The sequence below is a fragment of the Bradyrhizobium sp. genome (assembly GCF_035273305.1).
Lineage (GTDB): Bacteria > Pseudomonadota > Alphaproteobacteria > Rhizobiales > Xanthobacteraceae > Bradyrhizobium.
On record NZ_DATEPI010000165.1, the window covers coordinates 1 to 25,680 of the forward strand.

The window sequence follows — 25,680 nt, forward strand, 5'->3', positions numbered from 1 at the left end:
CGACCATCATCGATATAAAGCGTGCCGCCCTCGGTCAGCACCGGGTTGAACAGCGCATTGCCGCCCATCGTATGATTCCACGGCATCCAGTCGAGATAAGTCGCTTGCGGCGCGTTGGGGTCGCGCGGCCGCACCTGCATCATCATCGCGGCATTCGCGCACATCATGCGTTGGGTATTGATGACGGCCTTGGGCATACCGGTCGAACCCGACGTGAACAGCAGCTTGCCGACGGTGTCCGGCGTGATCTGCGCGATCGAACGTTCTACCTCATGCGTGACCGGCGTTGCCGCCAGCTCGTCGAACGCGACGCTTTTGATGCTTTCGCACGGCCGCGCGACGTGGACCACCGTCACCCCATTCAGATCGAGCGCCCTTAACGCCTTCTCGAAACTCGGGCCATCCTGCACCATCACCACGGCGGGCTTGATCAGGTCGAACAGGTATTTCAGCTTGAGGTGATCCTGGCTTATCAACGAATAGGCCGGCGAGACTGGGGCTGCGGGAAGGCGCGCCTGCATCGCCGCCTGCGTCATCAGCGCGTGCTCGATGGAATTGCCGGACAGGATCGCAACGGGCCTGCCGGACTCAACTCTCAGATCGAGAAGCGCCTGGGTCAGCGCATCGACACTGCGCTTGGCCTCGCCGTAGGTCAGCTTACGCCACCGCCGGTCGGCGCCGGCGCGCTGGGCCAGCCAGACGCGCTCGGGCGCTTGGTTGGCCCATTTCGCCAGCGACGCGGGAATGTGCTTCTCATAGGGCTTCAGTGGAATTCGCGACTGCAGAACGATGACACCGTCCGGCCGCCGCTCGACAGCGATATCGCGCTTGAGCCATTCGATTTTGCGAAAGGCCGGCCTGGTCAAAACTGCGGCTGCATTCCCACTCATCTCGCCTCCATCCCTCGGCCTCTTGCGGGCACGTTGTTCACGAGCTTTTATCGACTGATATAGACCGGCTTCCGCTTCTCGAGAAAGGCCCTGATGCCTTCGCTGAAATCTTCTGAGCGGCTGCACAGCACCTGGTTACGGTCTTCCATCGCAATCACGGCCTCCAGCGAGCCGGCATCTGTACTGATGTTGAGACATTCCTTCGAAAGCCGTAGCGCAACCGGCGAGGCCGCCATCATCGCATCGACATAGGGAGCGGTGGCGGCGTCGAGTTGGCCTTCCTCAACGACTTCGGAAACCAGACCGACCGCGAGCGCCCGCTCGGCATGGATAAAACGTCCGGTAAGGATCAGCTCCGAAGCCACGGAGACCCCGACCAGCCGAGGCAAAAAATAGCTGCTGCCGATGTCGCAGCCGCCGACCCCGAGCTTGATGAAGGCGCAGTTCATCCGCGCGGATTTGCTGGCGATGCGAACGTCGGCGGCGAGTGCCAGGGCGAAACCGCCGCCCGCGGCCGCGCCCTGAACTTGTGCGATGATCGGCTGCGGGCAGCGCCGCATCAACATCACGATCTCGGCAATCCGGCGCTGCGAGTCCAGCGACTCCTGGACACCCGGCGGCTCCTGTTGTCCCGCGCGGCGCGCCATGGCGTGCTTGAGATCGAGCCCGGCGCAAAACGCGGAGCCGGCACCCCGCAGCACGACGACGCGCGTGCTGCGGTCCCTTTGCAGTCCAGCGAAATAGCCGTTAAGCGCCTCGATCAGCGAAGGATCGAGCGCGTTGAGGTGGTCCGGACGGTTGAGCGTCACCCGGTCAACGCCGTCACGGTGTTCGATCAGCAGCGGTTGCGTCACGCCGGCATCCTCGTTCGTCATCCTCGCCATCGCTGGTGTTCGTCCATGAGAACAGAATTATCTCGGCGCCATGCGAATCGCGCCATCGAGCCGGATCGTCTCGCCGTTGAGCATCGGATTTTCAACGATGTGGACCGCGAGATTGCCGTATTCGGAGGCATCGCCGAGCCTCGCCGGATGCGGCACCTGCGCGCCGAGGCTCTTGCGCGCCTCCTCGTTGAGACCCATCAACAACGGCGTCAGGAACAGGCCGGGCGCAATGGTGTTGACGCGTATCTTGAGGCTGGCGAGATCGCGCGCCGCCGGCAGCGTGAGTCCGACCACGCCGCCCTTCGAAGCCGAATACGCGATCTGGCCGATCTGGCCCTCATAAGCGGCGACGCTGGCGGTGTTGATGATGACGCCGCGCTCTTCGCCGACCGGCGCTTCGGTTCCCAGCCGCTCCGAAAACAGCCGCAGCACGTTGAACGTGCCGATCAGATTGACGTTGATAATGCGCACGAATTTGGCGAGCGGATAGACGCCATCCTTGCCGACGATGCGCTGCGATCCGCCGATGCCAGCGCAGTTCACCAGCACCCGCGCGATGCCGTGCGCGGCCTCTGCATTGGCGATGGCGGACTTGACCTGCGCCTCGTCAGTGACATCGGCGACGACGGCGACGCCCTTCACTTCGGCCGCGACCTTTTCCGCGTTCTCGTTGCTCTGATCGAGCACGGCGATCTTGGCGCCCTTTGCAGCCATCGCTCGCGCGGTGGCGGCGCCGAGGCCCGAGCCACCGCCGGTGATGAGAACGGCAACATCTTTCAACTGCATGGGGTAAAACCTTTCCGTGAGCGTTAGCCGGTGTAGTGAACTCTCTCAAACGAAGCGAATGTCAGGGGACGGCAGCCGTCTTTTCGGCGCCGGTCGTCAGCATGCCCGTGCAGATCAGCGCTTCCATGTGCCGGATGTATTGGCGGCAAACCTCGTCGGTGACCGGTCCGACGCCGCTGGCGCGCGACATCGCGTGCCGCCCGAAAAACAGATGATCGCAGGCGCCGATCAGGCTCGTGTAGAACAGCACCGGATCGATATCGCGAAACTCGCCGGCCTTGATGCCGTGTGCGAGCAGGCGCCGATGAAAGTCGAGCAAGGGCGCGACAAAGAATTTTGATACTTCATCGGCCGCCTCCGCGCTGCTTTCGTGCAGCAGATAGTGGATCAGCCGGTTCATGTAGGGAAACTGGTGATAGGCCCGGATAATCCCGGCTATGTGCAACCTCAGTTTCGCCGTCGGCGTGATCGGCTGCGCCAGCAGGTATTCGAGTTGCGTCATCTCGGTCGCGGCGTCGCGGGCCAACAGCGCGAGCAGCAGACCATCCTTGTTGCCGAAATGGTATTTGACCAGCGCGGCATTGACGCCGGATTTCTGCGCGATGTCGCTCAGCGACACCTCGATCGAGGAACGCTCGATCATCAGTTCGCTCGCCGCGACGAGAAGTCTTTCGGCGGTGGTATTTTTTCCGCCCGGAAGTCTGGTCGACAGGCTGGCGTTTAACTGGGACGTCATGAGGTACCCAACGGAGGAATGCGCCGCGCACATAAGCCGATGCGAGGGCCGCGCTCAAGAGTTAATTGATTGATTGACTAAATCCTCCGAGGCCCCTTATATCCGGCCATCATCCCAACAGCAGCCCAAGACCAGGGAGTACGAGTCATGGCCGAGGCATACATCGTCGCCGCCGCGCGCACCGCAGGGGGCCGGAAGGGAGGACGTCTCGCCGGCTGGCATCCGGCCGATCTCGCCGCTTCCGTGCTGAATGCATTGGTCGACCGCGCGGGCGCCGCGCCTGACCAGATCGAAGACGTGATCATGGGCTGCGTGATGCAGACCGGCGAGCAGTCCAACAATGTCGCGCGCAACGCCATCATGGCATCGAAACTGCCGGAGAGCGTGCCCGGCACTTCGGTCGATCGCCAGTGCGGATCGTCGCAGCAGGCGCTGCATTTCGCGGCACAAGCGGTGATGTCCGGAACCATGGATTGCGTGATCGCCGCGGGCGTCGAGTCGATGACGCGGGTGCCGATGGGGCTGGCGTCGCAACTGCCGGCCAAGAACGGCTTTGGCACCTACAAGAGTCCGAACATCGAAAAGCGATATCCCAATATCGTGTTCAGCCAGTTCACCGGCGCGGAGATGATGGCCGAAAAGTATGGGCTGTCGAAGGATGAACTCGACGAATACTCCTACAATAGCCATCAGCGCGCGATCGCCGCGACACAGGCCGGCAAGTTCAAGGATGAAATCATCCCGCTGCAGATCACGCGCGCCGACGGTTCGACCGATACTCATCATATCGACGAGGGCATTCGCTTCGATGTCACCCTCGACGGCATCAAGGGCGTCAAGTTGATCGCTGAAAACGGCAAGCTGACCGCCGCCAGCGCCAGCCAGATCTGCGACGGCGCCTCCGGCGTGGTCGTCGTCAACGAAAAGGGCCTGAAGTCGCTCGGTGTCAAACCGATGGCGCGGATCCACCATATGACCATGATGGGCGGTGACCCCGTGATCATGCTCGACGCGCCTTTGCATGCGACCGAGCGCGCCCTCAAAAAGGCCGGCATGTCGATCGACGACGTCGACCTGTTCGAGGTCAACGAAGCGTTTGCCTCCGTCCCGACAGCTTGGCTGAAGACGACCGGCGCCGATCCGGCGCGGCTGAACGTCAACGGCGGTGCCATCGCGCTCGGTCATCCGCTCGGCGGCTCCGGCACCAAGCTGATGACGACCCTGATCAATGCGCTCAAGCAGCGCAATAAGCGCTACGGTCTGCAGACCATGTGCGAAGGCGGCGGCATGGCCAATGTGACGATCGTGGAGCGGCTTTAGAATCTTAAAGCCACCATCGTGGCGACCAGACGACGACCGTCGCTGCATTCGCAGCGACCGTTACGTTGACTTCCCGGACATCGCGATGACGCATCCATCGATCCATGCGCGGACTAGCCCGAACAAAATTGCCTACCAGATGGCGGGCAGCGGTAAAGCGATCACCTATCGAGAACTCGATGAATTGTCGAACCAGGGCGCGCATTTGCTCCGATCGCTCGGCCTGAAGGCTGGCGATCACATCGCGTTCCTCATGGAGAACCGGTTGGCGTTCATGGAGATCTGCTGGGCGGCGCAGCGCGCCGGGCTCTATTACACCGCGATCAGCCGCTATCTCACCCAGGACGAAATCGCCTACATCGTCAAAGACTGCGGGGCGCGCGCGGTCATCACCTCGCCGAAATGCGCCGAGCAGATCAAGGGGCTTGTGTCACAGCAACCAGGCGCGCCGCTGTTCTACATGGTTGATGAGCCGCTGCCGGGTTTCCGCTCCTGGGATCAGGAACTCGCAAAGCAGCCGGCCACGCCAATCCCCGACGAAGAAGCCGGATACGACATGCTGTACTCGTCGGGCACGACCGGCCGGCCCAAGGGCATCAAGCGCGAGTCCGAGCATAATCCGATTGATCGGCCGAATCCGTTCTTGCGAATTCTTTGCGAGAAGATGTGCGGAATGAACGCCGACAGCATCTATCTTTCGCCGGCGCCGCTCTATCACGCGGCTCCGCTGCGCTTCAACATGATGGCGATCACGCTTGGGGGCACGTCCATCATCATGGAAACATTCGACGCAGAGGAATTTCTGAAGCTAATCGAGAAGCACAAGGTGACCCAGTCGCAACTGGTGCCGACCATGTTCGTGCGCATGCTGAAGCTGCCGGAAGAGCTACGCAAGCGGTACGACGTATCGTCCTTGAAAGGGGCGATACATGCGGCCGCGCCGTGCCCCATTGAGGTCAAGGCAAGGATGATCGAATGGTGGGGACCGATCCTGATCGAATATTACGCCGGCTCGGAAGGCAACGGCGTCACCGTTTCGACTTCGCAGCAATGGCTGACGCATCGGGGCACGGTCGGCCGGGCCGTGGTCGGCAAAATCAAAATTCTCGATGACGACGATCAGGAATTACCCACCGGCCAGATCGGTACGGTGTACTTTGCGGATGCGCCGGTGTTCTCCTATCACAACGATCCCGAGAAGACGAAGCGCGCCTACAACGCCAAAGGCTGGTCGACGCTTGGTGACGTCGGCTACGTCGACAATGAAGGCTTTCTTTATCTGACGGACCGCAAATCCTACATGATCATTTCCGGCGGGGTGAACATCTATCCGCAGGAAACCGAGGACGTGCTGATCACCCATCCGGGCGTCGCCGATGTTGCGGTGTTCGGAGTGCCAAACGAAGAGATGGGCGAAGAGGTCAAGGCGGTCGTGCAGCCCCACGAGATGTCAAAAGCCGGCAAGGAGCTGGAAGCCGAGCTGATCCTGTTTTGCCGCAAGCACCTGTCGCCGATCAAATGCCCCAGGAGCATCGACTTCGAGCCCGAGTTGCCGCGCACGCCGACCGGCAAGCTGGTCAAGCGGCATCTGCGCGACCGGTACTGGCCCAAAGCGGCAGCGCGAGTATCGTGACGCTGGCCTGACGCCACGCGCCTGGGGGACGACTGTCATGGACCAAATTGCTCTTCCGGATATTCCGCTTTCCCCCAACATCCGTTCGCGCTTCGTCGAAGACATCAACGGGTTGCGCATGCACGTGCTCGAGGCCGGATACGAGACACCCGGCCGCCCCTGCATACTGCTGCTGCATGGGTTTCCCGAACTTGCCTTTAGCTGGCGCAAGGTGATGCCCGCGCTGGCCAGCGCCGGCTATCACGTGATCGCGCCGGATCAGCGCGGCTATGGCCGCACCACTGGTTGGGACGGCGCTTACGACGGCGACCTCAGTTCATTCCGGCTGCTCAATCTGGTGCGCGACGCGCTGGGGCTGGTGTCGGCCTTCGGCTATCGCAATGTCGACGCGGTGGTGGGGCATGATTTCGGCTCATCGGTGGCGGCGTGGTGCGCGCTGGTTCGGCCGGATGTCTTTCTATCCGTGGTGCTGATGAGCGCGCCGTTCGCCGGACCGCCGTCGCTGCCGTTCGATACGGCGAACGCGGTGCCGAGGCCGAGGCGCGACGATCCCGTACATCGCGAACTCGCCGCATTGCCCCGTCCGCGCAAACATTACCAGTGGTACTATTCCACGCGCGAGGCCAATGCGGATATGCACGGAGCGCCGCAAGGCGTGCACGATTTTTTGCGCGCCTATTATCACCACAAGAGCGCGGACTGGAAAGATAACCGGCCATATCCGCTGAAATCATGGACCGCGAACGAACTAGCCAAGTTGCCGACCTACTACGTGATGGACTTCACCAGGAACATGGCGGAGACGGTCGCCGAGGAAATGCCTTCGGCTGAGAGCATCAGCGCCAATAAATGGCTGCCCGATAGCGAGCTCTCTTTTTACAGTGCCGAATACATGCGGACAGGATTCCAGGGCGGCCTGCAATGGTATCGCTGCGGCACCTCGGCCGCGTTCACGCCTGAACTCGAAACCTGGTCGGGCCGCACCATCGACGTGCCATCTTGTTTCATTGCGGGCAGGCAGGACTGGGGAACCTACCAGCGCGCGGGCGTCTATGAGGCCATGCAGCAACGCGCCTGCACCAGGATGCTGGGTTGTCACCTCATCGATGGCGCCGGGCACTGGGTACAGCAGGAACAGCCGGACCAGGTCACCGGCCTGCTGTTCGACTTCCTCAAACACGCGACCGCTCAGGTAATTTGACCGCGTCCAGCGATCCCTCTATATCGTTTAGAACGATTCTAAACTTGATCTGGGAATCCGCTGATGAAGAATTTTGCCGATCTGAGCGAGCGCGAAGTGCTGGCCGTCGCAATCTCCGCCGAGGAGGAAGACAGCCGCATCTACATGAGCTTCGCTGAAGACCTGGCGGAACGCTATCCGGAATCGGCCAAAATTTTCGAGGAAATGGCGGAGGAAGAAAAGAGCCACCGCCACATGCTGCTGGAGATGTACCAAAAGCGCTTCGGCAGCAATCTTCCGCCAATACGCCGGGAAAACGTCAAAGGATTTTTGCGGCGCCGCCCCATCTGGCTGACCAAGAACCTGTCGCTCGATGCGATCCGCAAGGAGGCCGCGACGATGGAGTTCGAGGCCGAGCGCTTCTATGTGAAAGCTGCTGAACACACCCAGGATGTCGGCGTCCGCCGGCTACTCGGAGATCTCGCCGAAGCGGAAAAAGGCCACGAAAACATCGCAGCGAGATTGACGGACAAGATCCTCAGCCCCGACGTGCGCGCAGCAGAGGACAAAACGCGCCGGCGCGTCTTCGTGCTGCAGTATGTGCAACCCGGTCTCGCGGGACTGATGGACGGCTCGGTCTCGACACTTGCGCCGCTGTTTGCTGCCGCCTTTGCAACCCACCACAACTGGCAGACCTTTCTGGTCGGCCTTGCGGCCTCGATCGGCGCGGGCATCAGCATGGGATTTGCCGAAGCTTTGTCGGACGATGGATCGTTGACCGGCCGTGGTTCGCCGTGGCTGCGCGGATTAACCTGCGGCCTGATGACCACCGTCGGTGGGCTCGGCCACACCATGCCCTATCTGGTGCCGGATAGCTGGGCTAACGCGTTCTGGGTCGCGACCGCGATTGCCGGCATCGTGGTGTTCTTCGAACTATGGGCCATCGCTTATATTCGCGCGCGATACATGGATACGCCCTTCCTGCACGCTGTGTTTCAAATCGTGCTCGGCGGCGCGATCGTGCTCGCCGTCGGCATTCTCATTGGCGCGGCATAGCTGTGCCGATGAAAAAGCCCTGTGCTACAGCCAAAGCCGAGGAGACTGCGGCACGAAGCATTTCACGAGAACGAATACTGCCGGGCTAGTGATCCGCAAGCGCAATAGCAGTCTAGCGGCGGTCACCGGAACGGAGCATCATTTGCCAGGTCTTTGGAACGTATCGGGAGTAAGCCTTGAGTAAATCGAGATGGAGCTTCAAGACGGCCACCGAATTATCAGCAGCACTTGCTGCAAGGAAAGTGTCCGCCGTTGAGCTGGCGCAGGAGGCGATCGGCCGCATTGAACGTCACGACGGCAAGATCAACGCGGTGTGTGTCCGTGATTTCGCCCGTGCTCTGGAAGCGGCACGCGCCGCCGATGCCGCGCGCGCCAGTGGCGATAGAACGCCGCTGCTCGGAATTCCCATGACGGTAAAGGAATCCTACAACGTCGCTGGGCTGCCCACCACCTGGGGTTATCCAGCGCAAAAATCATTCACTCCTGCTGAAGATGCTCTGTCAATTTCCCGCGTCAAGGAAGCGGGCGGCGTGATTCTCGGCAAGACCAATGTACCGCTCGGGCTGGGCGACTGGCAGAGCTACAACGATATCTACGGCACCACCAACAATCCATACGATCTCGGCCGCACGCCGGGCGGTTCTTCCGGCGGATCCTCGGCAGCGCTCGCGGCGGGTTATGGCGCGCTTTCGCTCGGCTCGGACATCGGCGGCTCGCTACGAGTGCCCGCGTTTCATTGTGGCGTTTATGCCCACAAGCCGACGTTCGCGTTGGTACCCTCGCGCGGCCACATCCCGCCGCCTTTGCCAGCACTGCCGTTCGATCGCGATCTATCCGTGATCGGGCCGATGGCGCGCAGCGCCGCTGATCTTTCGCTACTGCTCGACGTAATTGCCGGACCGGACCCGATCGAAGCCGGCAAAGCCTACAAGCTTGCGCTGCCGCCGTCCCGTCATGATCAGTTGAAAGATTTTCGCGTGCTGCTGATCGATACCGATCCCGTGCTGCCGACAGCAGCAAGCGTGCGAAACGCAATCGACAAGCTTGCGGCCAATCTGGACAAGGCAGGCGTCAACATGATGCGTGAGAGTGCGCTACTGCCCGACTTCGCGGCCTCGACGCGACTCTACATGCGGATGCTGATGTCGTTCCTGTCAGCATCTTTCGCGGCCGAAAGTTATGAGCGTTCCAGGGCAGAGGCCGAAAAGCTCGCGCCCGATAATAACACTCTGGCCGCCGAGCGCCTGCGCGGCACCGTACTCAGTCACCGGGACTGGTTGATTGCCGATGGCGCACGCACGCGCCTGCGCGCGCAATGGCGCGAGCTGTTCAGGACTTTCGACGCGGTGATCTGCCCCGTGATGCCGACGCCGGCCTACCCGCATGATCATTCGGAGGACCAGGAAACTCGCCGCATCAACATTGACGGCAAGGATTACGTCTATCCCGATCAGCTCGCCTGGCCCGGCATCGCAACACTGCCCGGGCTGCCGGCGACCGCTATTCCGATCGGGCTTTCGCCGGAGGGCTTGCCGGTCGGCGTGCAAATCGTCGGACCGTGGCTGGAAGATCGTACCCCGCTGAAATTAGCCGAGTTGATAGAGCGCGAATTCGGCGGCTTCGTGCCGCCACCGACGTTCGATGACTGAATGTCGACATAAGGAGTTAGGTTCGCGGAGCAAAAGCGATGAGAAACGACATTGCCGAATTGACCAGCCTGAACCGCGATTACGTCAGCTCCGTCCAGAATTCGGACGTGAAGCGTTTCGATGAAATCCTCGCTGAGGACTTTTATTGCTCGAATCCGGACAGATCGCTGGTCGATCGCGCCGGCTTTCTGAAGCAAACCGCCGTTCCGGTGACGATCAGGAACCTGGAAGCGCACGACGTCAAGATTCGTCTGATGGGTGACTTCGCCATCATCCATGCGCGCACCAGCTACACCATGCCGGACGGTCAACAGGCTTCCGGCCGGTACACTGACGTGTGGGCGCGACAAAACGGACGCTGGCTCGCGGTATCGGCACACGTGTCGCGGTAGCTTCGGATCAGCCGCTATCTATCCTTGCCGCGAGCCGACAAGCAGAAACCCTCAGGCCTCAAACATGATCACGCTGCGCACCGTCTTGCCGGCCTTCATCGCGGCAAAGCCCTCGTTGATTTCCGACAGCTTAAGCTTCGCCGATATCCAGTCTTCCAGGTGCAGCCGCCCGCGCATGTAGAATTCGACCAGCCGCGGCATGTCGACGCGGAAATGGTTCGAGCCCATCGACGAGCCCTGAATCTTGCGCTCCCTGAGAAAATCGAAGCCGTGCAGCTCGATTTTCTGGCCGAATGGGATCATGCCGACGATCGTCGTGGTACCTCCGGGAGCGAGCATCGCGAACGCCTGTTCCGCGGTCTCCTTGCGGCCCAGCACTTCGAATGAGTGATGCACGCCGCCATTGGTGAGATCACGTACCTGCTGCACCACATCGCCATTGCGGGGGTCGACGATATCGGTGGCTCCGAGTTTTGTCGCCAATTGAAGCTTCGCGGGATTGGTATCGACCGCGATGATGCGGCCGGCACCGGCGATCTGCGCGCCGTTGATCGCCGCCATGCCAACGCCACCGCAGCCGATCACGACCACGCTCTCGCCGGGCGCGACCTTGGCGGTGTTCACGACCGCCCCGTATCCGGTGATGACGCCGCAACCGATCAACGCCGCAAGATCAAGCGGCATGTCCTTGCGGATTTTGACGATGGCGTTCTCGTGCACCAGCATCTGCTCGGCGAACGACGAGAGATTTAGGAACTGGTTGAGCTTCTCCGAACGCGCCCATGACAGCCGGTTCGAGGCGCCCGGCAGCATCTTCACGGTTGTATCGGTGCAGAGTACCGGACGCCCCGTGGTGCAATTGTCGCAGGTGCCGCAGAATACCGAGAGGCAGGTCACGACATGGTCGCCGGGTTTGACATAAGTCACATCCGAGCCGACCTGTTCGACGACGCCGGCGGATTCGTGACCGAGTACCGCGGGCAATGGATGCGGATACAGTCCTTCCATGAAATGCAGATCGGAATGACAGAGACCGGCGACCGAGGTACGGATCAGGACCTCGCGGGGTCCGGGCTTCTGCAGGCTGACGTCCTCGATCACCAGTGGCTTGTTGACTTCGTGCAGGACGGCGGCCTTCATCGAATACTCCCTTACTTTTACTTTGTTGGTTGTTGTTTCTCGTGGGGCAAACCTACGCCGGCGCGAGCAATTCGCCAACCTCGGCCATGCCGACGGGACGCTCGCCCAGCAAATGATCGGCAATCGCCCGCTCCGCTGCACCGTCGGTTAATCGGAATGGATCGGCCCCCTGTAAGCGGTGATCGATCACCAAGCGCGACAGCAGCAGTCGTCGGGCATCACCGCGCATCTGGTAAATGCGACCGCCTTCCCAAGTCAGCGCCACGGCGCTCGCGACATGATAAAGCAGGCTGGTCGCACGCCGCACCTCGACCTCATTATCGATGCGGCCGGCCACCTCGCGCGCGAAGCCGATGGCGCGATCGGTCAGATCGTGCAGTCGGTTGCGCCAGGGTTGCGGAATATCGGCACTTTCGTCGAGCCGAGAATGCAAGTCGGCGGCCAGCGCGGCATCGGCTCCATGACGGCCGACCGCCCGCTGCAAGGCGTCGATCGCGACGATATTGCCGGTGCCTTCCCATATAGAGCCGAGGTGGGCATCGCGCAGCAGCCGGGCGGTGGCGAATTCCTCGATGTAACCGATGCCTCCGCGCATCTCCAGCGCATCGCCGCAGACTTTGCGCGCATCCCGGGTCGCGCGGAATTTCAGGGTCGGCGTCAGAATCCGCAACAGCGCGGCCGCATCCTGGCTGCCGGCCTCGGCCCGATCGAGCGCGTCCGCGGTCACGAAGCTCATCGACAGCGCCTGCTCGGTCGCAAGCATGATCTTCATCAATTGCCGACGCGCCAGTGGCAGGTCGATAATGCGCCGGCCGAACACGACGCGACTTCTCGCAACCGTAAGCGCATCGTGATGCGCGCGACGCATCAACGCGGTGGATTTGACGCCGTTCGAAAGCCGCGATGAGTTGACCATCTCGGCCATCTGCACAAACCCTCGATCGAGATTTCCGACCGCATAGGCGATCGCGCCCTCCAGCTTGATCTCGCCCGAAGCCATCGAGCGGGTGCCGAGCTTGTCCTTCAGGCGAACGATCCGATAGTGATTGGGCGAGCCGTCGTCGAGACGGCGTGGCATCAAAAACAGCCCGACACCGCGCGTGCCGCCGGGCGCGCCTTCCGGCCGCGCCAGCAGCATCACAATTTCGGCGTCGGCATTTGAGCAGAACCATTTTTCGCCGGTCAACCGCCAGTGATCACCCTCCTGCACGGCAGTTGTCGTCAGCGTCCCGACGTCGGAGCCGCCTTCCTTTTCTGTCATGAACTGGCCGCCCTGGGTCAGCTTGCTCATGTCGGTTTGGGTAAGGCCGTCCAGATATTTCGCCTGCAAATCCGTGCTGCCGAATTTGGCCAGCAGCTTGGCGCAGCCGTCGGTGACATTGATCGGGCAACCCAGGCCGAATTCAGCCTGGTTGAATAAAAACGTAAACGCGTGCTTGGCCACCACCGGGTACGGCTGCGGCCATCCCATGATGCCCTTGCGAAGCGACATCGCGTGAATGCCGAACTCGCCGAACGCGGCGCGCTCCAGCTCGCGATAGGCGGGATGATATTCGATCCACTGCGCATCGCGCCCGAAGCGGTCACGCTGGTGCAACACCGGCACGTGCCGGTCGGCAAGCCGCGCGCATTCATCAAGATGCCCGCCGGCGAGCGCCCCGAGACGATCCAGATGCGGCTCGATATGGCGAAATAGCGGGTCCGGCAGATGAATGCGAAGCAGGTCGGCCAGCGCCGGATCGGCGCGGTAGAAATTCATGCCTGATGTATCCGGCGCCAGTAGTCCGGAATTAGCGATCGCCTGCTCTTGCCTGGTTCGTTGATGCATTTGAAACTCTTGTTCGTTCCGCGCCCGCGATTTTAGATGATATAGATCTTGTCAGCACCAAGCTGGCGAGAGCGGTACACACGAGCCTCGGAGGAACCGCATGGCGGAATATTATCGCATCATCGGCGCCGAGATGTCCCCCTATTCCGTCAAAGTGCGTTCGTATTTTCGCTACAAAGCCATCCCGCATCAATGGGTTTTGCGCAACGCGGAGAGCCAGGCGGAATTCGAGAAATACGCCAAGGTGCCGATCATCCCGCTGGTGGTGACGCCGGAGGGCACTGGCATTCAGGACTCCACGCCTATCATGGACTCGATGGAAAAGATCTATCCTTTGCCGTCAGTGCATCCCGACGACCCGGTCGCGAGCTTCATTTCGGTCTTGATCGAGGAATTCGGCGACGAGTGGGGCAATAAGTGGATGTTTCACTATCGCTGGACGCGCGATGTCGATCAGATCAGTTCCGCGGGTCGAATCGCGCGAATGCGAGGCGCAAAGGTGGACGAGAACAAGCACGCCGCGCTCGCCGCTCAAGTTCGGGCCCGAATGGTTGACCGGTTATGGTTCGTCGGATCGAATGCGGTGACTGCGCCGCAGATCGAGGCCGGTTTCGTGGACATGCTCAGCATGCTCGACCGGCATCTCGCGACCCGCCCTTATTTGTTCGGCGCACGGCCGGCATTTGGTGATTTCGGCCTGTGGGGGCAAATCTATGAAATGTGGACTGATCCGACCACGGGCGCGTTGATCGGCGCAGGCGCGCCGAATGTGTTGGATTGGGTGCATCGGATGCTCTGGCCCAAAGCGGAAGGCACGTTCGAAACTTGGCCCAGCCTGGCGCCAACTTTGATGCCGATCCTGACCGACCAGGTCGGACGATTGTTCATGCCGTGGACATGCGCCAACGAAACCGCACTGACCGAGCAGCAGGAACAATTCAGCGTCAGCATAGGCGGCAAAGTCTGGACTCAGAAGCCGCAAAAATATCATGCGCGTTCGCTACATATGCTGCGCGAGAAATATGCCGCGGCTCCCGACAAGACGGCGCTCGATCCGGTGCTGGAATCGGCAGGGTGTCTGGCCGGATTGCGCGGATTAAATCATTGAGAAGGGAAGAAGGCACGTGGAAATCCCCAAATACAACATCGCACTGATCGTCGGCGCAGGTGAAGGGTTGAGCGCGTCGCTGACGCGGTTGTTTGCACGCGAGGGCATTCGCGTCGCGCTGGCTGCACGAAGCATTGAGAAGCTTGGCGCGCTCTGCGCGGAAACAGATGCTCGTGCGTTTACCTGCGATGCGACCGAAGCTGAGGACGTCGAGCGCCTGTTCGGCATGGTCGAGCGCGAGATCGGTGCGCCCGACGTGGTTGTCTATAACGCTAGCGCGCGGGCGCGCGGCGCGTTTGCCGATCTGGTGCCCGCTGAGGTCGCGCGATCGATCGCCGTCAGCGCGTTCGGAGGTTTTCTAGTGGCACAGCAGGCGGTGGGACGGATGCTGCCGCAACAGCACGGCGCCATCCTGTTCACGGGGGCTTCGGCCAGCGTCAAGGGCTATCCGCAATCCGCGCCGTTCGCGATGGGGAAGTTCGCGTTACGCGGCCTGGCGCAGAGCATGGCGCGCGAGCTGTCGCCGCAAGGCATTCACGTCGCGCACTTCATTATCGACGGCGGTATTCGTAGCGCGGCCCGCGTCGAGCCTGCCGAGCGTCCGGATTCGATGCTCGATCCCGACGCCATTGCCTTGAGCTATTGGAACGTGCTGCAACAGCCGCGCAGCGCATGGAGCTGGGAGCTCGAACTGCGGCCCTGGGTGGAGAAATTTTAAAACCGCCATTACGCCGTGGAGCAAAGAAGAAGTTGGGGGATATGACGTGAGAACCGAAATCACCATCGATACGGGGACGGATGAATTACTGTGCGCGATCCGCGAGCGCGTTGCCGTCATCACGCTCAATCGCCCGGCTGTCCGCAATGCACTGTCTGATGATCTCACCCCGGCGTTGCGCGCGATGATCAAGAACTGCGGCGAGAACCCCGAGGTCGGCGCGCTGCTAATTACCGGCGCTGGCGCGGCCTTTTGCGCCGGCGGCAACATCAAGGGCATGGGCGCGCACCGCGACAAGAAAAAGCTGGAAATGTCCTTTGACGAGAAGGTCGCAGATTTGCAGGAACGTCAGCGGCTATTGACGGGCGCGCTGATCTCAGTGCGCAAGCCGACCATTGCCGCTCTCCCCGGTCCCGCGGTCGGCGCCGGCCTCGCGATTGCCATGGCGTGCGACATTCGCATCGCGGCGCAATCGGCGTTCGTTTCAACCGGCTATCTGCGGGTGGGCTTGAGCGGCGACTATGGCATCGCCTGGCTGTTGACGCGGCTGGTCGGCACCGCGCGGGCGCGCGAGCTGATGTTCACGGCCGAGAAGGTGGACGCTGCACGGTGCGAAGCGATCGGCCTCGTCAACCGCGTGGTTCCTGACGCGAAACTGCAGCAGGAAGCGTTTGCCCTGGCGAAATCGATGGCCGACGGTCCGGCCATTGCGCTCCGCTATATGAAGGACAACCTTGACGAGGCTCTGCTGTTCGATTTCGCGACGGCGCGCGACCACGAAGCCGAACGGCTGATCCGCACCACCATGACGGCTGATCACCGCGAGGCCGTGCAGGCGTTTATCGAAAAGCGATCGGCAGTGTTCGGGGGGAAGTAATGTCGCAACCATGCGACGGCTACGGGATCGGCTAGATCCTCACATTGCGGCCTGGTGAGCGGCTTGTTGCGCCGCGAGCCGCCAACTCGCGCACGGAATTTCATCCGCAGCGGGGATCTGCTTTTCAAAACGCACCAGCTTCCAATCCTCGGGATGGCGCACCAAAGCGAAACCCGCCTTGCGGGCGAGTGCGATCATCGCCCCGTTGGAGCGCAAAGTATCGCCGAACAGGTGCGTAGCGCCGAAGGCTGCCGCGCGGCATTGCAGGTTGGCGAGTAACGCTGAACCAATACCTTGGCCCTGCCAATGATCGGCGATCGAGAGGCCGAACTCAAAAGTACCGGCTGCAGCGTCGAATGCATAGCGAGCTTCGCCGATGATGGTTTCGATGCCATCGACAGTCGTAGTCACGACCACGCTGAAGCGTTCGCCCTCCCCGATATGGATGAAGTGCTCGAGCACGGTTTGCGGCAATTCGCTGACCGCGCCCAGAAAGCGATTGAAGCGCGAAGATGTCGTGAGTGAACGGAAGTAGCTTTGCAAGGCACCGGCGTCCTGCGGCTCGAGAAACCGCACGGTGAGGGGCCTGCCGCTGCGGAGCCGCAGGACGTCGGAATATTGTCGCAACTGATCGAGGTGAAGCGTGGTCATAAGTGAAGCTCCAGTCTGGCCACGGCGACCGGCCGTTTGCAGTTCATGGCCGCCAGAACGGCTTCTCGACCTCGCGAATGATGTCGCTCCAGGAAAGGCCGACATCGTGAAGGTCGCGATCGGTCCAACGCGTCAGTTCGCGGCGTTGGCGCGCGCGATCGCGCCAGACATGCAGTGTTTGACCGAGCCGGGTGAAAAGTCCAGAAATATGAATATTTGTCATTGATTCATGTGTAAGGCTGGACATGTTGGTCTCCCAAATCTAAGCTTCTGCGCCTAAAATGAGCCTCGTTTGAGCTTCGTACAAACGACACTTTGTCCTCGTTCGCATGACATAAGTTCATGTAATGGAGAGCGCAGGAATGACTGCCAGGCTGCCATCGCTCAACGGTTTGCGCGCCTTCGAGGCCGCGGCACGGCATTTGAGCTTCACCAATGCGGCGTCCGAACTGAACGTCACGCAAACCGCGATCAGTCACCAGATCCGGCGGCTCGAAGAGGAACTCGGGATGCGGCTGTTCGTCCGACAGAACCGCGCGCTGGCGTTGACGCCCCAAGCCAAAGCCTACCTGCCCGGTGTCCGCGCCGCGTTCAACGATCTGCGGCTTGCCACCGATCGGCTGTTGCGACGGGATGACGGCCACGTGTTGACGGTTTCAACGCTGGCATCGCTCGCGGCCAAATGGCTGCTGCCGCGACTTTCGAAATTTCAGGAATCCCATCCGGGCATCGACGTGCGCATCACCACCTCGACCAGCCTGGTCGATTTCAGGAACGGCGATGTCGATGCCGCAATCCGTTATGGCCGCGGCCATTGGTCCGGGCTGCGCGCTGACTGGCTGATGGCGGACGAACTATTTCCTGTGTGCAGCCCGGCGCTGCTCAAGGCCGGCAAGCCGCTACGCTGCCCGGAAGATCTCGCCAACTGGACGCTGCTGCACAGCAGTGGCGGCTATGACGACGATTGGCGGCTATGGCTCACCGCCGCCGGCCTGCCTGCGGATATTTCCAAGCAACCGGGACTGAGCTTCGACCTGATTCTCATGACCGTGCAGGCCGCGATCGATGGGCTCGGCGTGGCGATGGGCCGGACCTCCTACGTCGAGGCGGATATTGCCAGTGGCCGGTTGGTCGTTCCGTTCAAGATCACGCTGCCGGCCGATGCAGGTTTCTATCTGGTCTCGCCCGAGGGGAAATCCGATCCGCCCAAGCTGGCTGCATTTCGGCAATGGCTGCAAGCCTCCGTACAGAACAAAACCTGAAACGTGGCTTGCGGCGCGGCTGGCCGTTCTCAACCACTGTTTTCCATTTGGTGGCGCCGCGCTGGCGTGGCACATTGCCGCGCCAATCTAGATCAACTGTGCCAGCCGCTGCCGTTGAGCCGCTGTCGGACAACGGGGAGAACTGAGTATGTCGCAATCAGCGGGTTCGCAACCACCGCAGATCAAATCGCGCCTAGGCGCCATCCTGCGCGCGACCAGCGGCAATTTCCTGGAACAGTTCGATTTCTTTCTGTTCGGCTTCTACGCGACTGCGATCGCCAAGGCGTTTTTTCCTTCCGAGGACGAGGCCGCGGCGCTGCTGAACACCTTCGGCGTGTTCTGGCTCGGGGCGCTGATGCGCCCGATCGGAGCGATCGTGCTCGGGGCCTATATCGATCGCATCGGCCGCCGCCGTGGGCTGATTGTGACATTGGCGATCATGGCGGTTGGCACGGTGGTGATCGCCGTGTGCCCGACCTACGCGACCATTGGCGTCGCGGCGCCTGTCATCGTGCTGATCGGGCGCTTGCTGCAGGGATTTTCGGCAGGCGTCGAGCTCGGCGGGGTCTCGGTTTATCTGGCTGAAATTTCGACACCAGGAAACCGGGGCTTCTACACCTCGTTCCAGTCATCGAGCCAGCAGGTCGCGATCTTCGTCGCTTCGATCCTCGGGTTTGTGCTGAGCGAGGCGATGCCAGCGGCAACGGTTGCAGCTTGGGGCTGGCGCATTCCATTCTTCGTCGGCTGCCTTATCGTCCCGGTCATTTTCGTGCTGCGCCGTACCTTGGAGGAAACGCCGGCATTCCTCGCCATGAAAAAACATCCGACCGCAAGCGAAGTGTTTGCTTCGGCTTTAGCTAACTGGCGCATCGTCCTGCTCGGCATGATGATAGCGGTATTGACCACGACGACCTTCTACTTCGTCACGGTCTATACGCCGACGTTCGGCCGCACCGTGCTGAAACTCTCAGGACAGGACGCGCTCCTGGTCACCCTGCTGGTTGCGGTCACCAATTTCATCTGGAATCCGGTCGGCGGCGCGCTCTCGGATCGGATTGGTCGCAAGCCTGTGCTTCTGGCAATCGCCGCCCTGTCGTTCACGACTGCCTATCCAGCGCTGCATTGGCTCGTCGCAGACCCGACATTCGGCAAAATGTTGGCCGTCGAAATGATGTTCTCGTTCTATTTTGGCGTCTATAGCGGCACCATGCTGGGCTGCCTGGTGGAAATCGTTCCGGCGCATGTCCGCACCACCTGTTTCTCGCTGGCGTTCGCGCTTGCCGCGGGCCTGTTCGGAACCTTTACGCCGTATGCGTCGACATGGTTGATTCAACGCACAGGCGATAAGGCCTCTCCCGCATATTGGCTGATGTGCGCCGCAACGCTTGGAATCATCGCCGCATTGACCGTGTATCGCGGCGGCAGGACCATCGAAACCCGCGAGGCTCTTGCCCAGTGAATCATAAAGGACGAGGCCGCCGGCCATCGCCCGCGATTGCCTGAATCCCATGCCAACAACATAAAGGCAGCATGGTCGACCTGACCCGTAAGTACGACGTGCTGGTAATCGGTGGCGGCAATGCCGCTCTCTGCGCCGCGATCAGCGCTCGCCGATCGGGCGCGGAGGTGTTGGTTCTGGAAGGGGCGCCAAAATTCTACCGGGGCGGCAACACCCGTCACACCCGCAACATGCGTTGCGCCCACGATGCCGCGACCGACATTCTCACCGGACCCTACACCGAGCAGGAATTCTTTGATGACCTGCTGCGGGTCACCGACGGGCAGACGGATGAGGAGCTGGCGCGCCACATGATCCGCGAGTCCAAGGACATTCTGGACTGGATTGTCAAGCAGGGCGTGCGCTGGCAACCCTCGCTCGGCGGCACGCTCAGCCTGGGCCGGACCAACTCGTTCTTCCTGGGCGGCGGCAGGGCGATGCTGAACGCGCTCTATCTCACTGCCGAGCAACTCGGCGTACAAATTCTGTACGATGCCGAAGTGGTCGATCTCGAGATCGACCACGGCATGTTTGTATCGGCCACCCTGAAACAGCGCGAGGCGGCGGTCAGCGTTCGCGCTTCCACGATGGTCGCAGCGTCCGGCGGCTTCGAGGCCAATATCGAATGGCTAAAGCAATATTGGGGTGCGGCCGCCGACAACTTCCTGATCCGAGGTACGCCCTATAATCGTGGCTCGATACTCAAAATGCTGCTGCAAAAAGGCGTTCAGCAGGTCGGCGACCCCACGCAATGCCACGCGGTCGCGATCGACGCCCGGGCACCGAAATTCGACGGCGGCATCATCACCCGACATGATTCCGTGGTGTTCGGAATCGTCGTCAACAATCGAGCCTTGCGTTTCTACGACGAAGGCGAAGATATCTGGCCGAAGCGATATGCGATCTGGGGACGCCTGGTTGCCGCTCAGCCTGACCAGATCGCCTACATCATTTTCGACGCGAGCTCGCGCAACAGCTTCATGCCGACGTTGTTTCCGCCGATCGAGTCCGGCTCGATCACCAGTTTGGCTTCGCAACTCGATCTCGATGCCGAGGTGCTTGAAAAAACTGTCGCGGAGTTCAATGCGGCGGTAAAGCCCGGCACATTCGATCACACCATCCTGGATGATTGCCGCACAGAAGGCCTGACGCCTCCGAAATCTCATTGGGCGCGGCGGATCGAGACGCCACCCTATTACGCCTATCCGGTGCGGCCAGGCATCACCTTTACCTATCTGGGCACCCGCGTAAACAAGCAGGCGCGCATGGTGATGAGCGACGGCAAGCCCGCGGCCAATATGTTCGCCGCCGGCGAAATCATGGCGGGCAACGTGCTGGGCAAGGGCTATGCAGCCGGCATCGGAATGACGATCGGGAGCGTGTTCGGACGGATCGCGGGACGGGAAGCGGCGCAAAATGCACGGAACTAGCATTCTCGAGGAAGCCGACCGGCTGATGACGGTGTGCAACTCCTGCCGTTATTGCGAGGGGCTGTGCGCGGTATTTCCGGCGATGGAAATGCGCCGCGCTTTCTCCGATGGCGACCTCAATTATTTGGCCAATCTCTGCCATGCGTGCGGGGCCTGCTATACCGATTGCCAGTTCTCACCCCCGCACGAATACGATGTGAATGTGCCGAAAACGTTTGCGGTTGCACGAGCGGAATCCTGGGCCGCCTATGTTTGGCCGCAGGCGTTTGCGGGCGTGTTCGCCCGCAACGGTGTCGCCATTAGCGTCATCACGGCATTAAGCGTCGCAGCGTTTGTTTTCAGTTTCGCCGCGCTCCACGACCACCGAGTATTATTCGGAAGCCATACCGGTCCCGGCGCGTTCTACGCGCTGATGCCCCACAACGCCATGGTGGTGCTGTTCAGCGCCGCCTTCCTGTACGCCGTCCTGGCGCTTGCCATGGGCGTGCGGGCGTTCTGGCGCGACATCGGAGAGCCCGTGGGCATGGTGGGGGACGCAGGCTCGCTGTGGCAGGCGATGAAGGACGCAGCTGCGCTGCGCTATCTGGACGGCGGTGGTCCGGGCTGTGTCAATGAGGACGAGCGGCCGAGCGATCGTCGCAAGATCTATCACCACCTGACGTTCTACGGCTTCCTGTTGTGCTTCGCCGCGACCTCGCTGGCAACGCTGTATCATTATCTGCTGGTGCGCGAGGCTCCCTATCCATGGTGGGATTTGCCGGTGCTATTGGGCACGCTCGGCGGTATCGGACTTATCATCGGCCCCGCGGGGTTGCTCGCCGAAAAATCCAAACGCGATCCGGCGCTGGTGGACCAGCAACGAACGGGGATGGATGTCGCATTCATCCTGATGCTGTTCCTGACGAGCCTCACCGGAATGGCGCTTTTGGTTTGGCGCGATAGCGCCGCCATGGGACCCTTGTTGGCGCTGCACCTGGGCGTGGTGTTTGCGCTGTTTATCACCATGCCTTATGGCAAGTTCGTGCACGGCATCTATCGCTATGCCGCGCTGGTGCGCTACGCCCGGGAGCGGCGACAGCTGGCCCATGGAAGCCAAGAGTGACGCTGATGTCGTTTCCAGTTCCGCGCGTTTAACCCGCTTCGACGTCGATCAAAGATCAACGACCACGTAGTCGCTTTCGACCGAGACCGCGATGGTCTCCGCCACATAAGGCCCCTTCACCACGCTCGCACCTGGCTCAACATTCACGGGATAGGCCTTGGCGCGGAAGCGTTTCGGATCGCAGTAGGACTGGCCAGTGCGGATATCGAATTCCCAGCCGTGCCACGGACAACGGATGATCTCGCCAAGCCTGGAATATTCGATCTCGCCAGGATCAGATGATTGCGCAAGCCCGATCAACGGTCCCTCGCACAACGAGGCGCCCTGATGCGGGCAGCGGTTCAACAACCCAAAGAATTCGCCTTTGATATTGAACACCGCGATCGGGCGTTGATCGATCGTGAGGAATTTTCGCGTGCCCGGCGGCAGCTCATCTACCCGGGCGATGACGTGCCGGCTCATGCTATGTCATTTTCCGACGCCTGATTTGTCAAAGCGTCTTCGGTTTCTCGGAACAGATTACGAGAGCCCATAGAGCTTCAGCGCATTGTTCAGATAAAACGCTTCGCGGTTAGCCTCGCTCACGCCGGCTGGAAGCACTCGCGTCGGCTCGTCGTAATCCCAGTGTGGATAGTCGGTTGCGAATAGCAGCTTGTCCCAGCCGACCCAATCGATCACATCGAACAAATGGTCGCGGCGTTCGGGGTCTTCCATCGGCTGCGTCGTCCAATAAATGTGCTCGCGGATATATTCCGATGGCGGGCGCTTGACGTGCGGCACCTCACCCCGCAGCCGTTCCCAGGTTCTATCCAATCGCCACGACAGCGACGGCGCCCAGCCGAATCCGGCCTCGATCATCACCATTTTGAGTTTGGGATGTCGTTCGAACACGCCCTCCAGCACCAGGCTGGCAAGCGCCGTCTGCTGACACTGCGAGTGACCGACCATCTCCTCGATGTAATAGCTCGGCCAACCCGATGCGGTGATGGGATTGCCGCCGAAGCCGAACGCATGCACGCCGACGGGCAGGCCCGTCTCCTCCGCAGCTTCGTAGATCGGCCAATAACGGCGCTGCCCCAGCGGCTCGACGTTGCGGCTCAAAAGCAATACCTGCACGAAATTCTTGTCACCGGCGCGCTTGCGAATTTCCGCTGCTGCCGCCGGACCGTCTTCATTGGCAACCACGACCGAGCCCTTCAGGCGGCGGTCCTTGCCAGTCCACTCGGCGATCTGCCAGTCATTGATCGCGCTCGCCAGCGCCGCGCTCAGATCCTGGTTGCGAATGCCCTGCCCGGTGTTGAGCGGGCACAGAACGCCAAGCGCCACGTTGTTCGGATCGAGATGCTGTTGCTGCATGAACGACAGGGATGAGCCTTGCGGGCCGCCGTCCGGCGGGTAGGCGTCACGACGGGACGCGTTCGGCTGCGCCTTCGGATAAGGCGGACCTTCCATCATGCCTTGATAGGGATGCTTGCCAAAGGTCTGCAGATGAGAGTGCCAGCGCTTCGCCAGATACGGATAGAGCTCCTCCGGAGTCTTGCGCGCAGGATGGATGTCGCAATCGGCAATCGCGGCTTTTACCTGAACGGTTGAACCCGGCTGCGGCTCGGCGCGGAACTGCACGTTCATGGCATCATCTCCTGTTGAGACCGATCCAGCTTCGATGGACTAATCCCATCCATTGCAGTTGGTTCGGGTATCTTCATTTCCGAACACCCGCCTCAAATTCTTCGAGGCCTTGCTTCGACACCGGCTGCCTCAGTTGCGGGTAGGTCGCGAGCGGATTGTCGATCATGATCTTGCGCGCCAGATCGGATGAAATTCCCTTGGGCAAGGCCGCATCGCCGTCGAATTGCCAGTGCGGGTAATCGGTAGAGAATAAGAGCAATTCATCCGATTGCATATGGTCCAGCAGGCGATTCAGGGTCTCGGGATCGGGTGGAGCATCGATCGGCTGCAGTGAAAATCGAATATTGCTGCGCACAATTTCCAATGGCGCGCGATCGACCCACGGCGTTTCCATTCGGATGCCGCGCCAGAACTTGTGAAGGCGCCAAAGATAGGGCGGCAACCAGGTGAAGCCGGATTCCAGCATCACCATTTTCAGGTTTGGATGTCGCGCGAACACCCCTTCCACAATGAGGCTGGTCAGTTGCGTCTGAAACGCCTGCGCCTGCGCGGCGTAGTCCTCGATGTGATACGATCCCCAACCCACCGAGGTAGGCGGGTTATGATAATTGCTGCCGGCGTGAATCCCGATCGGAAGACCAAGCCGCTCTGCAACGGCATAGATCGGCCAATAGGCGCGTTTACCTAGTGGCATATCGCCCATCACGAGCATCAGCACCTGAACGAACCGCTTGTCCTTGGCGCAACGCTCGATCTCGGCGACCGATTTCTCCACGCTCTGCACGGGTATCACGATCGAGCCTCGCAGCCGGTCATCCCTGTCCAGCCATTCCTTCACCAGCCAGTCGTTCAGCGCGCGACAGAACGCCTCCGCCATATCTTCGGAGAACACCATCTGCACGCCGAACAGTGGGTTGCAGATGCCGAAGCTGACGCCGAACGGGTCCAGTGCCTGCGCTTTCATGTCGGCAAGACTTGAGCCCGGTTTACCTGTTTCCGGCCGCCAGTCCGGCCGCGAGGAAATCGGTGAGTTCGTGGGATAGGACTGCGACACCAGATCGGTCATGCCACGGGTGATCACCTGATCGCGCCAGTAATCGTTCAGATAAGGCAACAGACTGGTCAGATGAGGAACGGCGGGATGCAGATCGCAGTCCACGCCGCCAGCGATTAGTGACGTCATGACGTCATATGTCCTGTTATTGCCGCCCCAGTCAGGTTCAGCTGTTCACCGGATTTGGGAGCATATGGCGGTCGGGACGAACCGTCCATTGGACGGATCTGCCGTTGCTCAGTCGGCACCCATGCAATCCTGTGCTAGGAGGTCAGGATCGTGCGCGTGGGCTCGCTTGCGGACAAGCTGACACCAAAGCCGCTGTTGAAACTGAGCGTCAATGAAAGACCTGATCCCGATCGCAGAACAGATTGCCGCCAAATTGATCGAGCGGCGTCAGACCATTTCGGTCGCAGAATCCTCGACTGCCGGCTTGATCTCGGCGGCGCTGCTCGCGGTACCCGGTGCGTCAGCCTATTTTCTTGGGGGCGCCGTGGTCTACACGCGCGAGGCACGGCGGCTCCTGATGGATATTCCCGATGGAGCGATGAAGGGCATCCGCTCCGCGTCCGAACCATATGCGCAACTGCTGGCGAGACAGATTCGTCAGCGCTTTTCGAGCGATTGGGGATTATCAGAAACCGGAGCGGCCGGACCAGCGGGCAATCGCTACGGTGACGCGGCGGGTCATAGCTGCATGGCGATAGCGGGTCCGGAGCAGTCCGTCAGAACGCTCGAGACCGGCAGCGCTGACCGTCTCGCCAACATGCACGTCTTTGCCGCTACAGCACTAAATCTATTGCTGGAGAACCTGTCGCGCTGATTGCCCGGAGTGGCGCCTCGCAATTCACTCACTT

25 protein-coding genes are annotated in these 25,680 nt (G+C 61.0%); 14 read left to right on the plus strand and 11 right to left on the minus strand.

Features of this window, described 5'->3' with window-relative positions; translation table 11 throughout:
• From VJV58_RS11455 to VJV58_RS11470, 4 genes are all read right to left on the minus strand, one after another.
• Window positions 1-890 (minus strand): AMP-binding protein (locus tag VJV58_RS11455; RefSeq protein ID WP_324137458.1); only part of this gene is annotated, 890 nt, incomplete at its 3' end.
• 47 nt (window positions 891-937) lie between these two features.
• Window positions 938-1,744: an enoyl-CoA hydratase/isomerase family protein gene (locus VJV58_RS11460; RefSeq protein ID WP_324137507.1), complete on the minus strand. Its 807-nt coding sequence runs from the start codon at window positions 1,742-1,744 to the stop codon at window positions 938-940.
• 57 nt (window positions 1,745-1,801) lie between these two features.
• On the minus strand, window positions 1,802-2,560 hold the full coding sequence (locus tag VJV58_RS11465; RefSeq protein ID WP_324137459.1) for an SDR family NAD(P)-dependent oxidoreductase: 759 nt from the start codon (window positions 2,558-2,560) through the stop codon (window positions 1,802-1,804).
• Window positions 2,561-2,621: 61 nt separating this feature from the next.
• The gene (locus VJV58_RS11470; protein ID WP_324137460.1) at window positions 2,622-3,296 is read right to left on the minus strand and encodes a TetR family transcriptional regulator; all 675 of its coding nucleotides are present in this window, start codon (window positions 3,294-3,296) and stop codon (window positions 2,622-2,624) included.
• Window positions 3,297-3,443: 147 nt separating this feature from the next.
• Between VJV58_RS11470 and VJV58_RS11475 the strand changes: the two genes are divergently transcribed.
• The 6 genes from VJV58_RS11475 to VJV58_RS11500 all read left to right on the plus strand — a co-directional run bounded on the left by VJV58_RS11475 (window position 3,444) and on the right by VJV58_RS11500 (window position 10,526).
• Window positions 3,444-4,616, plus strand: coding sequence for an acetyl-CoA C-acetyltransferase (locus VJV58_RS11475; protein ID WP_324137461.1), 1,173 nt, complete (start codon window positions 3,444-3,446; stop codon window positions 4,614-4,616).
• A gap of 85 nt (window positions 4,617-4,701) precedes the next feature.
• Window positions 4,702-6,249: an acyl-CoA synthetase gene (locus tag VJV58_RS11480; protein WP_324137462.1), complete on the plus strand. Its 1,548-nt coding sequence runs from the start codon at window positions 4,702-4,704 to the stop codon at window positions 6,247-6,249.
• A 37-nt stretch (window positions 6,250-6,286) separates the two neighbouring features.
• Entirely contained in the window at window positions 6,287-7,450 is a 1,164-nt protein-coding gene (locus VJV58_RS11485; protein ID WP_324137463.1) for an alpha/beta hydrolase, read from the plus strand.
• Between the two features lie 63 nt (window positions 7,451-7,513).
• A complete protein-coding gene (mbfA, locus tag VJV58_RS11490) occupies window positions 7,514-8,485 on the plus strand; it encodes an iron exporter MbfA (RefSeq protein WP_324137464.1) in 972 nt (323 codons plus the stop codon).
• Window positions 8,486-8,661: 176 nt separating this feature from the next.
• A complete protein-coding gene (locus VJV58_RS11495) occupies window positions 8,662-10,134 on the plus strand; it encodes an amidase (protein ID WP_324137465.1) in 1,473 nt (490 codons plus the stop codon).
• 38 nt (window positions 10,135-10,172) lie between these two features.
• Window positions 10,173-10,526: a nuclear transport factor 2 family protein gene (locus VJV58_RS11500; protein WP_324137466.1), complete on the plus strand. Its 354-nt coding sequence runs from the start codon at window positions 10,173-10,175 to the stop codon at window positions 10,524-10,526.
• A 51-nt stretch (window positions 10,527-10,577) separates the two neighbouring features.
• Here the strand turns inward: VJV58_RS11500 and VJV58_RS11505 are convergent, their stop codons facing one another.
• On the minus strand, window positions 10,578-11,666 hold the full coding sequence (locus VJV58_RS11505) for a Zn-dependent alcohol dehydrogenase (RefSeq protein WP_324137467.1): 1,089 nt from the start codon (window positions 11,664-11,666) through the stop codon (window positions 10,578-10,580).
• 52 nt (window positions 11,667-11,718) lie between these two features.
• Window positions 11,719-13,494 carry an acyl-CoA dehydrogenase family protein gene (locus tag VJV58_RS11510; protein WP_324137468.1) on the minus strand — a complete coding sequence of 592 codons (1,776 nt, stop codon included), beginning with the start codon at window positions 13,492-13,494 and terminating at the stop codon, window positions 11,719-11,721.
• A gap of 100 nt (window positions 13,495-13,594) precedes the next feature.
• On the opposite strand from VJV58_RS11510, the gene VJV58_RS11515 reads away from it, so the two are divergent.
• From VJV58_RS11515 to VJV58_RS11525, 3 genes are read left to right on the plus strand one after another with little or no spacing between them, the layout of a single operon-like run.
• A complete protein-coding gene (locus VJV58_RS11515; protein ID WP_324137469.1) occupies window positions 13,595-14,602 on the plus strand; it encodes a glutathione S-transferase family protein in 1,008 nt (335 codons plus the stop codon).
• A 16-nt stretch (window positions 14,603-14,618) separates the two neighbouring features.
• Window positions 14,619-15,320: an SDR family NAD(P)-dependent oxidoreductase gene (locus VJV58_RS11520; RefSeq protein WP_324137470.1), complete on the plus strand. Its 702-nt coding sequence runs from the start codon at window positions 14,619-14,621 to the stop codon at window positions 15,318-15,320.
• 46 nt (window positions 15,321-15,366) lie between these two features.
• Window positions 15,367-16,197 (plus strand): enoyl-CoA hydratase, encoded by an 831-nt coding sequence (locus VJV58_RS11525; protein WP_324137471.1) that lies wholly within the window; start codon window positions 15,367-15,369, stop codon window positions 16,195-16,197.
• Between the two features lie 39 nt (window positions 16,198-16,236).
• Here the strand turns inward: VJV58_RS11525 and VJV58_RS11530 are convergent, their stop codons facing one another.
• Entirely contained in the window at window positions 16,237-16,848 is a 612-nt protein-coding gene (locus VJV58_RS11530; RefSeq protein WP_324137472.1) for a GNAT family N-acetyltransferase, read from the minus strand.
• A gap of 43 nt (window positions 16,849-16,891) precedes the next feature.
• Complete coding sequence (locus tag VJV58_RS11535; RefSeq protein ID WP_414641478.1) at window positions 16,892-17,071, minus strand: DUF1127 domain-containing protein; 180 nt, start codon at window positions 17,069-17,071, stop codon at window positions 16,892-16,894.
• A gap of 139 nt (window positions 17,072-17,210) precedes the next feature.
• Between VJV58_RS11535 and VJV58_RS11540 the strand changes: the two genes are divergently transcribed.
• From VJV58_RS11540 to tcuB, 4 genes are all read left to right on the plus strand, one after another.
• A complete protein-coding gene (locus tag VJV58_RS11540; RefSeq protein WP_324137474.1) occupies window positions 17,211-18,110 on the plus strand; it encodes a transcriptional regulator GcvA in 900 nt (299 codons plus the stop codon).
• A gap of 148 nt (window positions 18,111-18,258) precedes the next feature.
• The gene (locus tag VJV58_RS11545; protein ID WP_324137475.1) at window positions 18,259-19,569 is read left to right on the plus strand and encodes an MFS transporter; all 1,311 of its coding nucleotides are present in this window, start codon (window positions 18,259-18,261) and stop codon (window positions 19,567-19,569) included.
• A gap of 71 nt (window positions 19,570-19,640) precedes the next feature.
• Complete coding sequence (tcuA, locus tag VJV58_RS11550; protein WP_414641479.1) at window positions 19,641-21,038, plus strand: FAD-dependent tricarballylate dehydrogenase TcuA; 1,398 nt, start codon at window positions 19,641-19,643, stop codon at window positions 21,036-21,038.
• Window positions 21,025-22,140 carry a tricarballylate utilization 4Fe-4S protein TcuB gene (gene tcuB / locus VJV58_RS11555; protein ID WP_324137476.1) on the plus strand — a complete coding sequence of 372 codons (1,116 nt, stop codon included), beginning with the start codon at window positions 21,025-21,027 and terminating at the stop codon, window positions 22,138-22,140. The genes tcuA and tcuB overlap by 14 nt, the downstream gene beginning before the upstream one ends.
• Window positions 22,141-22,188: 48 nt before the next feature.
• Here the strand turns inward: tcuB and VJV58_RS11560 are convergent, their stop codons facing one another.
• The 3 genes from VJV58_RS11560 to VJV58_RS11570 form a co-directional block, all read right to left on the minus strand.
• Window positions 22,189-22,602 (minus strand): Rieske (2Fe-2S) protein, encoded by a 414-nt coding sequence (locus VJV58_RS11560; RefSeq protein WP_324137477.1) that lies wholly within the window; start codon window positions 22,600-22,602, stop codon window positions 22,189-22,191.
• Window positions 22,603-22,659: 57 nt separating this feature from the next.
• The gene (locus VJV58_RS11565; protein WP_324137478.1) at window positions 22,660-23,769 is read right to left on the minus strand and encodes an amidohydrolase family protein; all 1,110 of its coding nucleotides are present in this window, start codon (window positions 23,767-23,769) and stop codon (window positions 22,660-22,662) included.
• A gap of 73 nt (window positions 23,770-23,842) precedes the next feature.
• On the minus strand, window positions 23,843-24,952 hold the full coding sequence (locus VJV58_RS11570) for an amidohydrolase family protein (protein ID WP_324137479.1): 1,110 nt from the start codon (window positions 24,950-24,952) through the stop codon (window positions 23,843-23,845).
• Between the two features lie 211 nt (window positions 24,953-25,163).
• On the opposite strand from VJV58_RS11570, the gene VJV58_RS11575 reads away from it, so the two are divergent.
• Window positions 25,164-25,646 (plus strand): CinA family protein, encoded by a 483-nt coding sequence (locus VJV58_RS11575; protein WP_324137480.1) that lies wholly within the window; start codon window positions 25,164-25,166, stop codon window positions 25,644-25,646.
• The last annotated feature ends 34 nt before the right edge of the window (window positions 25,647-25,680 follow it).

Bases quoted from the DNA above. Each gene is read 5' to 3' on its own strand.
- VJV58_RS11465 (WP_324137459.1), bottom strand. From the start codon at position 2,560: ATGCAGTTGAAAGATGTTGCCGTTCTCATCACCGGCGGTGGCTCGGGC.
- VJV58_RS11470 (WP_324137460.1), bottom strand. From the start codon at position 3,296: ATGACGTCCCAGTTAAACGCCAGCCTGTCGACCAGACTTCCGGGCGGA.
- VJV58_RS11475 (WP_324137461.1), top strand. From the start codon at position 3,444: ATGGCCGAGGCATACATCGTCGCCGCCGCGCGCACCGCAGGGGGCCGG.
- VJV58_RS11480 (WP_324137462.1), top strand. From the start codon at position 4,702: ATGACGCATCCATCGATCCATGCGCGGACTAGCCCGAACAAAATTGCC.
- VJV58_RS11485 (WP_324137463.1), top strand. From the start codon at position 6,287: ATGGACCAAATTGCTCTTCCGGATATTCCGCTTTCCCCCAACATCCGT.
- mbfA (WP_324137464.1), top strand. From the start codon at position 7,514: ATGAAGAATTTTGCCGATCTGAGCGAGCGCGAAGTGCTGGCCGTCGCA.
- VJV58_RS11500 (WP_324137466.1), top strand. From the start codon at position 10,173: ATGAGAAACGACATTGCCGAATTGACCAGCCTGAACCGCGATTACGTC.
- VJV58_RS11505 (WP_324137467.1), bottom strand. From the start codon at position 11,666: ATGAAGGCCGCCGTCCTGCACGAAGTCAACAAGCCACTGGTGATCGAG.
- VJV58_RS11510 (WP_324137468.1), bottom strand. From the start codon at position 13,494: ATGCATCAACGAACCAGGCAAGAGCAGGCGATCGCTAATTCCGGACTA.
- VJV58_RS11515 (WP_324137469.1), top strand. From the start codon at position 13,595: ATGGCGGAATATTATCGCATCATCGGCGCCGAGATGTCCCCCTATTCC.
- VJV58_RS11530 (WP_324137472.1), bottom strand. From the start codon at position 16,848: ATGACCACGCTTCACCTCGATCAGTTGCGACAATATTCCGACGTCCTG.
- VJV58_RS11535 (WP_414641478.1), bottom strand. From the start codon at position 17,071: ATGACAAATATTCATATTTCTGGACTTTTCACCCGGCTCGGTCAAACA.
- VJV58_RS11540 (WP_324137474.1), top strand. From the start codon at position 17,211: ATGACTGCCAGGCTGCCATCGCTCAACGGTTTGCGCGCCTTCGAGGCC.
- VJV58_RS11545 (WP_324137475.1), top strand. From the start codon at position 18,259: ATGTCGCAATCAGCGGGTTCGCAACCACCGCAGATCAAATCGCGCCTA.
- tcuA (WP_414641479.1), top strand. From the start codon at position 19,641: ATGGTCGACCTGACCCGTAAGTACGACGTGCTGGTAATCGGTGGCGGC.
- tcuB (WP_324137476.1), top strand. From the start codon at position 21,025: ATGCACGGAACTAGCATTCTCGAGGAAGCCGACCGGCTGATGACGGTG.
- VJV58_RS11560 (WP_324137477.1), bottom strand. From the start codon at position 22,602: ATGAGCCGGCACGTCATCGCCCGGGTAGATGAGCTGCCGCCGGGCACG.
- VJV58_RS11565 (WP_324137478.1), bottom strand. From the start codon at position 23,769: ATGAACGTGCAGTTCCGCGCCGAGCCGCAGCCGGGTTCAACCGTTCAG.
- VJV58_RS11570 (WP_324137479.1), bottom strand. From the start codon at position 24,952: ATGACGTCACTAATCGCTGGCGGCGTGGACTGCGATCTGCATCCCGCC.
- VJV58_RS11575 (WP_324137480.1), top strand. From the start codon at position 25,164: ATGAAAGACCTGATCCCGATCGCAGAACAGATTGCCGCCAAATTGATC.